We start from the raw sequence: 12510 nt of genomic DNA on the forward strand, positions 1-12510 counted from the left end.
ACGCTGGTCGCCCCATGTAAATTACGCACTATTCTGTAACCAGGTCCCCCCATGAAAGATGTCGTCTCACGCTGCCCGATCGAAGAGACCATCCGTGTGCTCAGCGGTCGCTGGCCCACCTTGCTGCTCTACTATCTCAAGGACGGCACCAAGCGCTTCAGCGATCTGAGGCGTGACAACCCGACCGTGTCGCACCGCATTCTGGCTCTCGAACTGCGCAAGCTGGAGGACGCCGGGATTGTGCGGCGAACGGCGCATGCCGGCTATCCGCTACGCGTGGATTACGACCTCACGACGCCCGGTCTCAAGCTTGTGCCGCTCATCGAGGCCTTGGGCAGATGGTGGGAACATACCGGGGACGACCGGGTCGGCCAGGCTCCACCGATGCCGGAAACGAGGCTAGACACAGCGGCCTAGCCGATCGTGAAAATCTGACGCTTGCTATCCGAGGCTGGACAACCGCTTTGGATAGGATCCGGCCGAATATCGGAATGCACGGACAGCGCCAGAAGCTGTCATTGCCGAGCAGATACTCTAACGTCGCGTTTGGGCCGGAAGCGGAGATCCGCTTTCGGGATGATTGGGCCAAAAAGCTGACCTTCGCGTCCAGCATAGCGTGGGCTGGTTTGCGCCACTTGCGGACCTTTGCCAATGATGCCGCGAAGGTCGCGTCTCGGACCCGTTGCTGCCCTTCGGTCACAGCTTGGGGCATATCAAAGGTGTGAACACGACAGACAAGCCAGTCGCGGAAATTGGCAACCGGGATGTCTGAACCGAAGGCGCTACCCCAGCCGGCGAACCGCTCGGTATTCGCGCGAGACGCTGAAAAAAACAGCTGTGACCACGAACGCGGCCGGCTGCTGCGGCTGAAGGGACGAGGCGTCGCGATCTGCGGCCCCCTCAGCCGGTCGACTTCTTGAAGTTGGCGAGGGCCTTGTCCCAGTTCACCACGCGCCACCATTCCTTGAGGTAGTCGGCGCGGCGGTTCTGATACTTGAGATAATAGGCGTGTTCCCAGACGTCGACGCCAATCACCGGACGCGCCCCTAGCTCGAGCGGCGTGTCCTGGTTGGCTGTGCTGACGATGTCGAGCTTCTTGTCCTTGTTCACGACAAGCCATACCCAGCCGGAGCCAAAGCGGCCAAGGCCAACCGCCGTGAGCTTTTCGGTCAGGCCCGCATAGCTGCCGAAGGTGCTGCTTATGGCGGCGTTGAGGTCGCCACCGGGCTGGTTGGGGCCCCCGGGAGTCATCAGCTCCCAGAAGTGAGTGTGATTCCAATGTCCCCCAAGATTGTTGCGCACGCCTTCCGGGACCTTGCCCAGATCTGCCAGAATAGCCTCCATCGGCGTGCTGGCGAGCTCGGGCCAAAGCGGCACGAGTTGATTGCAGGCATTCACATAAGCGGCGTGATGGCGGTCGTGATGGATCATCATCGTGGTCGCGTCGATGTGCGGCTCTAATGCGTTGTTCGCGTAGCCGAGCGGTGGGAGCTTGAAGGGTTGGGTCTCCTGCGCAAAGGCCGCGGCGCCCAACAGGGTTGTGTTGGCTGCCGCGGCCGATGCTCCTGCGAGAAATAGAAGACTCTGACGCCTGTTCATGGTGTAGCTCCGGGTGAAAGTGGAACGCCAATGCTGCATGCTGTTCGTTTACGAGGTGTCGCGACTCCAAGCATCGCTTCGCGAAATTCCCTGAGGGTTAGCCATTGTTCCGATCAGTGTTGAACGAGATAGGTTTCAATCCTGCCGACACCTGCCAGTTCTACATTACAGCGCGGTTCGAGCTTCCAGGAGGTGTGCAGGGCCTGCTTGGTTGCCTCCGAAATCTGCATGCGGTCGGCCACGCCCTGGGACTCGAGCCGGCTTGCAATATTCACGGTTTCGCCCCAGACGTCGTAGACGAACCGATGCCGGCCGATCAGGCCCGCGATCACCGGTCCCGTGTGCACGCCAATGCGGATCCGAAAACCATCGTTGCCCCACGCTAAGGGCTTCAACGCGTCCAGCATGGATTTCCCCAGTGCCACGATCCTGTCGGCATGGTCAGCTGCCGGTTCCGGAACACCGCCCGCAGCCATATAGGCGTCTCCGATGGTCTTGATTTTCTCCACGGCATGCTTCTCCGCCAAGACGTCGAACGTGCTGAATAGCCCGTCGAGGCGTTTGATCAGGTCCGACGGCGGCAACCTTGCCGCTATGCTCGAGAAACCGACAATATCGGCAAAAAGAATGGTCACTTCATCGAACCGGTCGGCAATGAACTCTTCGCCCCGTTGCAGCCGTGCCACGATCTGACCGGGCAGGATCGCATGGAGAAGCGAGTCAGCCCGCCGCTTCTCCGCCTCGATCCGCTGAAGATACTGGTGCTCGCGGTCGAGCCAACGTTTCTTCTCCAAACTCGAGTTGATCCGGGCGCGCAGCAGGACCGGATTGAAAGGTTTAGGCAAGTAGTCGTCGGCCCCCGCCTCGATGCAGCGGACCACCGCGTCCACTTCGTCCAACCCCGATATCATGATGACAGGGATATGCCGCCATCGGCGCTCCGCTTTCAATCGCGAGAGCACCTCGATGCCGTTCATGTCCGGCATTAGGACGTCCAGCAGAACTAGGTCGAACTCGTGTTCCGCGAGGTGAGTCAGCGCCGACGGACCGGACTCGGCAGTGACTACCTGATGACCGTCACGTTGCAAGCGGCGCGAGAGGAGACCGCGGTTGCTGGTGATGTCGTCGACGACAAGTATGCGGCCACCGTGACCGGAGCTTGCGTCGTGCTCTGCCTTGATCAGTGCCCGTTCGAGCCCTGCCACATCGATCTCAGCCTGATCCGTGGTCCGCGGTTCCTCGCTGTCGGGTGCGCGCGAGAGGCCGGCAATCGCATCGACATGCGCCAGCAACTCAGCCGCCGCGGCGAGCATCACCCTGACATCCTCTTCCAGCGCGTATTCGTGCAATTCTTCGGCTTCTTCACGAATCATTTCGGAATAGCCGATGATGGCGTTGAGCGGCGTTCGCAAGTCGTGGCGCAGTTTCGCCTCGATCTCGACCCCTGCCCGGTTCTGATTGTCCGCTTTGCCGTGGATCAAGCTGTCGATCAGGCTACTCAATTCGCAAGCAGCGGCGCCAACCTTCTCTAGATCCGGTCTCATGTGGGCCAGACCGAGGTCCTGCACCTGCTCGGTTAGCAACTCCTGAAATCCTGAGATTGCCCGCGCCGGTCCGGCGAGCTGTTGCGCCAGATGGACGGCGATCGCATGGCGTTGGAACTTGTTCTTAGCAGGCATATTTTCAAACCGTCGGTCCGCGCCTCATCGATTCGCGGCAAGCAATTGTTCAATTTTCTGGACAAGTCGCGACAGGTCCACCGGCTTGCTATCGTAGTCATCGCAGCCTGCCTCGAGTGCCATTTCGCGATCGTTGGCCATCGCGTGCGCAGAAAGCGCAATGATCGGGATCCCGGAGGTGGCCGGATCAGCCTTGATCCGCCGGGTCGCCTCCCACCCGTCCATGACCGGCAAGCTCATATCCATGAGGATGAGATCGGGCCTTTCCGAAACGGTGAGTTCCACGCCCGACTGTCCGTTTTCCGCAATGAGGACTTCGAACCCACGCCGTGACAACCGCCGCAAAAGCATGTCGCGGTTCAATTCGTTGTCTTCTACCAGAAGGATCCTCGTCATCTTTAGCTTCCTTCAGCCATGGGGGCGGTTCCGCGATCGGCAATGCTGGCACCTGTCGACCCAAGTGGGAAGATCTGGCGCTCGAGGGCCTCGACCAACTGAGACCGACTATTTGCGCCCTTGATTACAACCGCGACCGCCCTGTCGCGAAGCCACTTGAGCTCGTCCGCCGATAAATCCTTGGAAGTCACGACGACGACCGGAATGTTCTGAAGCTCGGGCACCTGCTGCATCTCGTTCAGGGTCTGGAACCCGTCCATTTCGGGCATCAGCAGATCAAGCAGGACCAGACGCGGTAACAACCGCTTCATCAGCTTGAGGCCGCGCAGGCCATCGCTTGCCTCGTGAACCCGCCAATCCTTCTTGATCAGGATACGCCGAAGGAAGTCGCGGGAGGCTTGATCGTCGTCAATAACAAGCACATCGCGGTTGCCGCCGCCGCAAGCCTCTATTGTTCGTATAAGCTTCTGGGTGTCGATCGGCTTCGTGAGGTATTCGACCGCACCGAGTGAGAGGCCGAGTTCGCGATCTGCAAGTATCGTCGCAAGGATTACCGGAATCTCGCAGAGCTCCTTATCGCCCTTCAGTGAGCGCAGCACTGACCAGCCGTCCTGATGCGGCATGATGATGTCGAGAACGATTGCGGCCGGGCGATGCGCTCGCGCCGCGGCTATGCCTTCCTCGCCGCTTGCTGCTTCGATTGATGCCAGTCCCGCCTCAGCCAAGGACCTGGCGATGAGAGTTCGGGCGGCTGGTTCGTCATCTATGATCAGAACCGCCTGCTCCGAGGGCCTCGACGACAGCGGCTCGGCGGGTTTCTGCTCGCCAGGTTCTTCGTCGCACTCGGCTGGAATCTCCATTGTGAAAGTCGAGCCTTTTCCGAACTCGCTTTTAACGGTTACAACGCCTCCGATCATGCGGCAGAAACTCCGGGTTATGCTGAGGCCCAATCCCGTCCCGCCGTAGTTGCGAGTGGTGGAGGCGTCTGCCTGCGTAAAAGCATCAAAGAGCCGTTCTTGCTGCTTTGGCGTCATCCCGATCCCGGTGTCGGACACTGTGAATATCAGCCAGTCGCCGTCCGATCTCCTCTCGCGTCGAATCGCCAGTGTTACACGGCCCCCCTCGGTGAACTTGGCTGCGTTACTGAGGAGATTGAAGAGGTTCTGACGCAACTTCGTCTGGTCCGAATGCATCTTCCCGAGGTCGCCCGCGAGGTCCATAACGAAACTGTTTCGGTTTTTCGCCATCAGTGGCGCGACTGTGGCCTGGACATCGCGCAACAAGTCGGCGACGTCGAAAGTCTCGAGGAAATTTGCCATCTTATTTGCCTCGATCTTCGACAGATCGAGGATGTCGTTGATGAGCGCGAGGAGATGGCGACCGGCCCCGGCGATCTTTTCCACATCTGGCACGAACTCATTCATTTGCTGGTCGCTCGCCTCTTCGATCAGCATCTCGCTGTAGCCAATGATCGCGTTCAGTGGAGTGCGCAGCTCGTGGCTCATGGACGCGAGGAAGCTGCTCTTGGCCTCATTTGCCGCTTCAGCATGACTCTTGGCCCGCTCGAGTTCGACCTCTCTCTGCTTCAGTTCCGTGATGTCGGTGTAAACGGCGACGGTCCCGCCGTCAGGGGTCTTTCGTTTGCTGACGCGGACCCAGCGTTCTCCGAAGCGACCCTCGTGGACGAAGCCTGCCGGATCCTTCTGGATGCGCAGCCTCTTCGCAATCCATTCCTCCGGCGACGCGCCCTCAAGGTCGACGTGCCCGCTCGCCAAGCGTCTTTTCAGAATATCCTGAAGGCTTTGCCCCGGCAGAGTAGCTCGGTCATTGTCGGGAAAGATTTCGCAGTATTTGCTGTTGGCAAGAAGGACCTTGTCCTCCGAATCGAACAGGACAAATCCGTCAGAAATCGCCTCGAGTGCCGCTCCGATCGTCCGTCTTTGCCGTTCCGCCTCATCCTCCAGTCGTTGCTTTGCAATTGCGCTCGCCCGGAAAAGCCGAAGCGTCCGCGCCATCGCGCCGAGCTCGTCCCCTCCCTCTGCCTGTATTTCGACGTCGTAGCGTCCTTCCGTCAGATTTCCGATTACCCGGTTCAGCCGCCGCAACGGTCCGACGATCGAGCGAAGAACAAGGATGGTGAGAAGTGACCCGATCATCACCACGATGGCCACCAGAACGGCAGCAGTAGTCGCCGTTTTCTGGGTTTCCGTTACGACCTCGTTGCGAGCGGCTTCTGCCTCGGCGCTCGCTCGGTCGACGAGTTTGTTAAGCGCAGCATCCACGTTTGCGCTGTGGGTGCGCGCCTCGGCGAGGAGAGTGTTGCCGATGATGCGGTTGTCTTGAGTATAGCTGTCTGCCGCCTCCAGCGCTGTTTTGACATAGGCATCCATCTCAACGCGGATTTCCCTGACCGCATCCGGTGATGATTTCGAAAGGCGGTCCAGATGTGCCAGTAGTCGCTCGCGCGCCTGCTCGGCATTACGCTGGGAATTCATCAACAAGCTAACCGACAGATCAGTCAGCCAGTATCGCAATTCGCCGAATGTTGCGTGCGCCGCAGCCGCAGTGGACGCGGCGTCGAAAAATGCTTTGGTCTCCGCAGTTCGATCTGCACTGCGATAAAGTGCCTGTGTGAGAAAGATTGACGATACGATAAGGCTGATAAGGCCGGCCGCTGTCAGCGCAGCTATGCGGGCCGAAATCGGTAGATGGGCAAAGGGACGCGCAAAGGGCCTCGCCGGCGCCGATACCGTTTCCACGCGGTGCGGTGATTGTTCCAAAGCGCTCATTTGAACAAGACGATGCTTATCGCGCCTCCCAGATCGCCCGCTTTGCCGCCCTCCTTTGGGTATCCTGTCACGTCGATCTCGCCCTTCGGCTCGCCGTGGCAGGAAAGACACGAGCCAGTATAGTATTCGGGCAGCAGCATTCGAAATGCAGGGCGCCCATCCGCCTCGGTGACTTCCGTGTAGGCTTCTCCCTTTGCTCTCTGCGGATCCAGCAAGACGCTTTCGATGATCCGTGCTTCCCATGCGTCCGGAAGCGATTTGCGGTTGCGCACGAGTTGCTCTGGCGCGGTCACGCGCACCCGAGCTTCGTTGCCGGCCTTGGCAGCGAACTTGTCATTCATCAGACGCGCAAACACCGCTGGCACGAAGCCTTTGAAAGCGGTTCCCGCGCGGTTGATGTTATCTTGCTGTTCGTCCACCACCTCTCGCATCGCCTCAATCTGGGCCTCAAGCAGACGCCGGTCGCGCTCGGTCAATCCGCCCGAAAGCGGGTCGTGGCCGGTGTGTTTTGAGTATGCGGCGATGGCTTCTCTCGTAATGCGCTCACCGTCGAGGTGCTTGTCGCCAAGAGCAGGATCATTGATGAGCGTCTGATAGTTCGAGATGATGCTTCGCCCCGCACGGAGCAATTCCGCGAGTCGCGTTCCCGTCACGACATCCTCGGTAACTCCCGCTCCGATGGCAGACGACACGACGAGTGCGCAGCCGACAAGAACAGCGGCAATGAAAGTCCGGGTCAACGTTGACATGGCGGACATTTCCGTTCCCTTCAAGGACGGCCTTTAGGGTATATTAGCATAACACGATAAAAGGCGGGGACCCAGCGGCAAACTTTGCTGGTTCCGCAACGAACAGTCTGGGCGACTTGCGACCCGCGAGCTCGGCCCTTTTTGTTGCGCTGTGGGTCGGCTTGAGCGAGATTCTAATCGCCTGCCCGGCAAAAGCCATGATCACCGCTATGTCAGGCGGGCATGACCGTTGCGAGAATTGAAAATTATGAAGGCAAACCAAGCCTGAACAGGCGCATGCTGCTCAGAGCTGCCGGCCTTGGCGCCCTTGCCGGGCTCGCCGCCTGCGCAACCGCCGTGCTGCCCACCGGCGAAGGCGCCGGTGTCTCTGCTTCCGCGGCCGGCACCCTGAGCGGCATTCGGGCCTCAGCCGGTCTTGGACCGCTTGTCGCCGATCCTCGTCTCGAACAGGCGGCCTTGCAGCAGGCCGGCTACATGGCGCGCCGCGGCCGCATGAATCACACCACCGGCTGGGGCAAGGACTTTGCCTCGCGCGTCAAAGACAATGGCATTGCCGGCGCCGCCGCCGAGAACATCGCCGAAGGCCGCTTCGACCAGCAGAAGCTGTTCGATATCTGGGTGCATTCGCCAGGCCACCGCCGCAACATGCTAGACCCGCGCTTCACCCGCTTCGGCCTCGCCTATGTACGCGACGGCCGCGACAACACGCTTCGCTACTGGTGCCTTGTGCTCGGAAGATAGCACGGTTTCGCCTTTGGTCGGCGGAGTCCGTGCCGGATGATCGAGCCGTCAGTCTTTGCGGCCGCCGAGCAACTCCTCGATGTCCTGCGCACAAACCGGTCTGCTGAAATGATAGCCTTGCATTTCGTCGCAATTGTTCCTGCGCAGGAAGGCCACCTGATCATCTGTCTCAACGCCCTCGGCAATGACCCTCAGGTTGAGATTTTGCCCCAATGAAATCACCGCGCTGGCCACAGCCTGGTCGTTCTCGTCGGCGGCAAGATCCTTGATGAAGGATTTGTCGATCTTCAGCCGCGCCACGGGAAAGGTCTTGAGTGCGCTGAGGCTGGAATAGCCTGTGCCGAAATCATCGATCGAGATCTGGACACCCAGGCTTTGCAGGGCGTTCATGGTCGCGACCCCCAGGTCGATATCCTGCATGATAAGGCTCTCGGTCACCTCCAGTTCGAGGTACCTGGCCTCCAGACCGCTGTCCTTCAGCGCGCTGACGATGCGATCGATCAGGTTGCGTTCCCTGAATTGCCGCGCCGACACATTCACGCAAACGGTCAAGGACGGCAGCCCTGCGTCTTGCCAGGCTTTGTTCTGCCGACAGGCCTCATGCAGAACCCAGTCGCCGATCGGTACGATCAGACCTGTCTCCTCGGCGGTCGGGATGAACATCGTCGGCATTATCGTACCAAGCGTTGGATGGTTCCAGCGTATCAATGCCTCGACCGCAAAAACCCGACCTGACCGAAGGTCCACCTGCGGCTGGTAGAGCAGCGTGAATTCCGAACGCGCCAAGGCATTTCGCAGCTCTTCCTGAAGCACGAATTTCTCATGCGCCCGGGTATTGAACTCCGGAGCGTAAAACTGGAAATTGTCGCGGCCGAACTCCTTGGCGCGATACATGGCCGCATCGGCATTTGCCAGCAGCGTATCGGGATCAGTCCCATCCTTCGGATAGTTGGCAATGCCTATGCTGGCCGTCGCCCGCACAAGATGCGCTCCGAGCCGAACCGGTTCGGCGAGTGCCGACCTGAGCTTTTGCAAGGTCTCGGAAACGAGATCGACGTTCGCCGGCTGGTCGAAAAGCACGATGACGAATTCGTCGCCGCCAAGCCGCACGACGGTATCGGTTGCCCTCACGCAGTCGACCATGCGACTTGCGACGATCTTCAGAAGCTCGTCTCCGGCATTGTGGCCGAGCGTGTCGTTGACAAATTTGAAATTGTCCAGATCGATGAACACCACCGTCACCCAGCGATCGTATCGCTGGGCGTACAGGACCGCCTGCGAAAGCCGATCCTCGAGCAAGGCGCGATTGGGAAGCCCGGTCAGCACGTCATGATTGGCCATGAAGTGGATCCGGTCTTCAGCCTGTTTGCGTTCGATGGCGATCCCGGCGATGCGCGTGGTGAAATCGATCAGGCGGGTCTCGGCCTCGGTCGGTTCGCGCACCGTCATCGAATACATCGCAAAGACGCCAAGCACCGCGCCCTGATGCGACAGGATCGGGGTCGACCAGCACGAACGCAAACCGTGCGGCCGCGCGAGTTCGCGATAATCCTGCCAAAGCGGATCCTGCATGATGTCAGCGACAATCACCGGCTCGTGCCGATAGACCGCCGTTCCGCAAGACCCCGCCCGAGGGCCGACCGCGGCGCCGTCGACGGCGTCGGTGTAGTCTTTCGCCAGGCTCGGCGCGGCGGCGTGGCGCAAGTGGCTGCCATCCTTGTCGAGCAGCAAGACCGAACCGAATATCCCCGCCAGTTGGGACTCGACCAGACGCATGAGCCGCTCGAGCACGTCTTCGAGGGGAGCGCTCTTTGCGATCATCTCGAGGATATGCGCCTGCCCGTCGCGAAGGATTTCGGCCCGCTTGCGCGCAGTGATGTCGCGGGCAATGCCGACGAGTCCGAAAATGTTGTTTTGAACGTTGCGCAACGGCAGTTTCGTCGACAGGAACCATTTGCCGGTGCCTGACGCATCGACGACGAACTCCTCCTCGTCGATCATCGGTTGTCCGTCGCGCATCAGTTGCTGCTCGATGAGGCGAAATTTCTGCGCAAGATCCGGCGCGTGAAGGTCGAAGTCGCTCAGGCCGATCATGTCGCTCGTGCTGTCTCGACCGCTGTCGGACGCAATGGCTCGGTTGGCGACGACGAAGCGGCTTTCGGTGTCCTTCACCCACATGTAGTCAGGCACCAGGTCGATCAGCGTCTGCAAGGAGATACGCTCGTCGACGACCAAGCGGTTGGCGCTGAGCTCGCTGATGTCCTCGTGCGTGGCCACCCAGCCGCCGTCAGGCATCGGTTGATGGCAGACCTGAATTGTCCGGCCATCGGCGAGCTCGGCTGTCCAGTTCCCCGAAGCAGTGCCCGAATTGACTGCCCGGGCCAACGCCAGATAGGCGTCCGCATTCATTGCCGAGGTCCCGACAGCGACGCGCCGCTCGACGATTTCGCGCAGCGCCGCACCCGGCTGCAATTGCTCCGGCGCAAGGCGATAGATTTCCGCATAGCGCCGGTTGCACAGGATCAGCCGTTCATCGGCGTCAAAAAAGCAGATGCCTTGCGAGATGTTCTCGATCGCGGTCTGGAACCGCAGTGCCTGGTCCTGAAGCGCTGCAATCGTGGCGCGAAGCTCGCGCTCGAGCGCCTCATATGAGGCAGTCGCCAGTTGTGCCAGCGTCGTCAAATTGGCGGATTCGGGCACTTCGGCGGTTTGCCTGGATGATTTCGTGGCCAAACACAGTTCCTCCCGCTGATGCTTGAGGCAAGCAAAGGAGGCTCGCCTTCAACCCAAAAGCGAGTGCATATTGGTCGGGATATACTAATGGCAGGTGAACCGGCTTAATGCCGACCCGACCGGCACAGGCAACGGAAGCCGTGAGCCAGTCGCGGTTGCCGGAGCCGTGAGACTTAGTCCATATGCGCGGCAGGCGCTCCACCGGCGGGCGGCGCAGCCTTTGGCTTGCGCAGCAGGAAAACAAACGGGACGGCAAGCAGTGTCATCATCATCAGCAGCTTGAAGTCATTGACGTAGGAGACCATCATCGCCTGGATATTGACCATGCCATCCATCAGCGACAGCGCCGTCGGATCGCCGCCCGCCGCTGCCGGCGACGCCGCCCAGAGGTTGGGATTGAACGGATTGATATAGGCCGAGAGCTCAGCGTGGTTGATCTGTGTGTTGCGTACCAGCAGAACCGTCACCACCGACACGCCGATCGACGAGCCAAGATTGCGCACCAGGCTGAACAACGCCGTGGCATCGGTGCGGAAGCGTGCGTCGAGCGTGGCGAAGGCCACGGTGGACAGCGGCACGAACACCATTCCCATTCCAAGGCCCTGGATGACGCCGGAGCTGAGGATGAGCCAGTTGTCCATCTGCGGCGAAAAGCTCGACATCGTGTAGAGCGATTGCGCGGTCAGCAGGAAGCCGATCACGACGAGGATCCTGGCATCGATCCTGTGCATGATCCGCCCGACGAACAGCATCGCGATCATCGTGCCGACACCGCGCGGCCCCAGGACGATGCCGATAGTGAGGGTCGGATAGCCGAAGATGGTCGACAGCATTGGCGGCAGCAGCGACATGCTCGCCAAAATGAGCACGCCCATGACAAAAATGAACGCCAGCCCGGTGACGAAATTGCGATCGAGGAAGATCTTCGGGTCGATAAAGGGGTGCTCCGCCGTCAACGTGTGAATGGTGAATACCCAGAAGCCGGTGATGGAAAGACCAAGCTCGATCCATATCTCGATCGAGGAAAACCAGTCGACCTCACCGCCACGATCGAGCATCAGTTGCAGCGCGCCGACACCGAGCGAGAGCATGGCGAAGCCGAAGAAATCGAAGCTGCGCACCCGCCGGGCAACGCTGGGGAGATATGCGGCCATGCCGAGGAAGGCGATGATGCCGACCGGCAGGTTGATGAAGAACACCCAGCGCCAGTTGAAATTCTCGGTCAGCCAGCCACCCAGCGTCGGGCCAAGGATCGGTCCCAGCATGATGCCGGCGCCCCAGATGGCCATGGCCTGGCCGTGGCGTTCCCTAGGGTTGATGTCGAGCAGGAAGGTCTGCGACAGCGGCACGATGGCCGCACCGAAGACGCCTTGCATCAGCCGGAAGAGAACGATGGTCTCCAGGCTCCAGGCGATGCCGCACAGCATGGAGAAGACGGTAAAGCCGACCACCGCCGTCAGGAACAGTTCCTTGCGACCGAAGCGGTCGGCAAGCCAGCCGGTCACCGGCGTCATGATCGCGGCGGCAACGATGTAGGAGGTCAGCACCCAGTTGATGTTGTCGGGGGAGGCGCCGAGATCGCCGGTCATGGTCGGCAGCGCAACGTTGGCGATCGTCGTGTCGAGCGCCTGCATGATCGTCGCCAGCATGAGCGCAACTGTGATCAGGCCGCGGTGCGGCACTTCGCGAAAGGGTTCTGGGCTGCTCATGACGTAAAACTTCCAGCAGGTAACAAAAACGTGTACATTAGGTTTCCGGACGGCGAGGCCCCGCTGTAGAGAGACCCTCATCGCGGTGGGACGCGAGCATCGATGTGGGGGTTAC

Annotated in this window: 9 protein-coding genes; 2 read left to right on the forward strand and 7 right to left on the reverse strand. The window is 60.3% G+C overall.

Features of this window, described 5'->3' with window-relative positions; all coding sequences use genetic code 11:
* The first annotated feature begins 51 nt into the window (after positions 1–51).
* Entirely contained in the window at positions 52–417 is a 366-nt protein-coding gene (locus tag NKH71_RS22035) for a winged helix-turn-helix transcriptional regulator (protein WP_023717117.1), read from the forward strand.
* Between the two features lie 483 nt (positions 418–900).
* Here NKH71_RS22035 and NKH71_RS22040 read toward each other — a convergent pair whose 3' ends face one another.
* The 5 genes from NKH71_RS22040 to NKH71_RS22060 all read right to left on the reverse strand — a co-directional run bounded on the left by NKH71_RS22040 (position 901) and on the right by NKH71_RS22060 (position 7221).
* Positions 901–1599: a superoxide dismutase gene (locus NKH71_RS22040; protein WP_084642425.1), complete on the reverse strand. Its 699-nt coding sequence runs from the start codon at positions 1597–1599 to the stop codon at positions 901–903.
* Positions 1600–1712: 113 nt separating this feature from the next.
* Positions 1713–3278 (reverse strand): adenylate/guanylate cyclase domain-containing protein, encoded by a 1566-nt coding sequence (locus NKH71_RS22045; protein ID WP_352481731.1) that lies wholly within the window; start codon positions 3276–3278, stop codon positions 1713–1715.
* A 24-nt stretch (positions 3279–3302) separates the two neighbouring features.
* On the reverse strand, positions 3303–3674 hold the full coding sequence (locus NKH71_RS22050) for a response regulator (RefSeq protein WP_023717114.1): 372 nt from the start codon (positions 3672–3674) through the stop codon (positions 3303–3305).
* 2 nt (positions 3675–3676) lie between these two features.
* A complete protein-coding gene (locus NKH71_RS22055; RefSeq protein ID WP_352481732.1) occupies positions 3677–6463 on the reverse strand; it encodes an ATP-binding response regulator in 2787 nt (928 codons plus the stop codon).
* Positions 6460–7221, reverse strand: a complete 762-nt coding sequence (locus NKH71_RS22060; protein WP_023717112.1) for a Tll0287-like domain-containing protein — start codon at positions 7219–7221, stop codon at positions 6460–6462. The genes NKH71_RS22055 and NKH71_RS22060 overlap by 4 nt, the downstream gene beginning before the upstream one ends.
* A 213-nt stretch (positions 7222–7434) precedes the next feature.
* Here NKH71_RS22060 and NKH71_RS22065 point away from each other — a divergent pair, with 213 nt between their 5' ends.
* Complete coding sequence (locus tag NKH71_RS22065) at positions 7435–7953, forward strand: CAP domain-containing protein (protein ID WP_023717111.1); 519 nt, start codon at positions 7435–7437, stop codon at positions 7951–7953.
* 48 nt (positions 7954–8001) lie between these two features.
* On the opposite strand, the gene NKH71_RS22070 is transcribed toward NKH71_RS22065, so the two are convergent.
* Both NKH71_RS22070 and NKH71_RS22075 read right to left on the reverse strand, forming a co-directional pair.
* Positions 8002–10686: an EAL domain-containing protein gene (locus NKH71_RS22070; protein ID WP_352791610.1), complete on the reverse strand. Its 2685-nt coding sequence runs from the start codon at positions 10684–10686 to the stop codon at positions 8002–8004.
* Between the two features lie 173 nt (positions 10687–10859).
* On the reverse strand, positions 10860–12395 hold the full coding sequence (locus NKH71_RS22075; protein WP_352642906.1) for a DHA2 family efflux MFS transporter permease subunit: 1536 nt from the start codon (positions 12393–12395) through the stop codon (positions 10860–10862).
* Positions 12396–12510 lie beyond the last annotated feature (115 nt).

Source organism: Mesorhizobium sp. M0983, from assembly GCF_040318975.1.
GTDB lineage: Bacteria > Pseudomonadota > Alphaproteobacteria > Rhizobiales > Rhizobiaceae > Mesorhizobium.

What these genes read in the sequence shown, in the direction of transcription:
- NKH71_RS22060 (WP_023717112.1), bottom strand. Translation starts at nt 7,221, where the DNA reads ATGTCCGCCATGTCAACGTTGACCCGGACTTTCATTGCCGCTGTTCTT.
- NKH71_RS22075 (WP_352642906.1), bottom strand. Translation starts at nt 12,395, where the DNA reads ATGAGCAGCCCAGAACCCTTTCGCGAAGTGCCGCACCGCGGCCTGATC.
- NKH71_RS22045 (WP_352481731.1), bottom strand. Translation starts at nt 3,278, where the DNA reads ATGCCTGCTAAGAACAAGTTCCAACGCCATGCGATCGCCGTCCATCTG.
- NKH71_RS22040 (WP_084642425.1), bottom strand. Translation starts at nt 1,599, where the DNA reads ATGAACAGGCGTCAGAGTCTTCTATTTCTCGCAGGAGCATCGGCCGCG.
- NKH71_RS22035 (WP_023717117.1), top strand. Translation starts at nt 52, where the DNA reads ATGAAAGATGTCGTCTCACGCTGCCCGATCGAAGAGACCATCCGTGTG.
- NKH71_RS22055 (WP_352481732.1), bottom strand. Translation starts at nt 6,463, where the DNA reads ATGAGCGCTTTGGAACAATCACCGCACCGCGTGGAAACGGTATCGGCG.
- NKH71_RS22065 (WP_023717111.1), top strand. Translation starts at nt 7,435, where the DNA reads ATGACCGTTGCGAGAATTGAAAATTATGAAGGCAAACCAAGCCTGAAC.
- NKH71_RS22050 (WP_023717114.1), bottom strand. Translation starts at nt 3,674, where the DNA reads ATGACGAGGATCCTTCTGGTAGAAGACAACGAATTGAACCGCGACATG.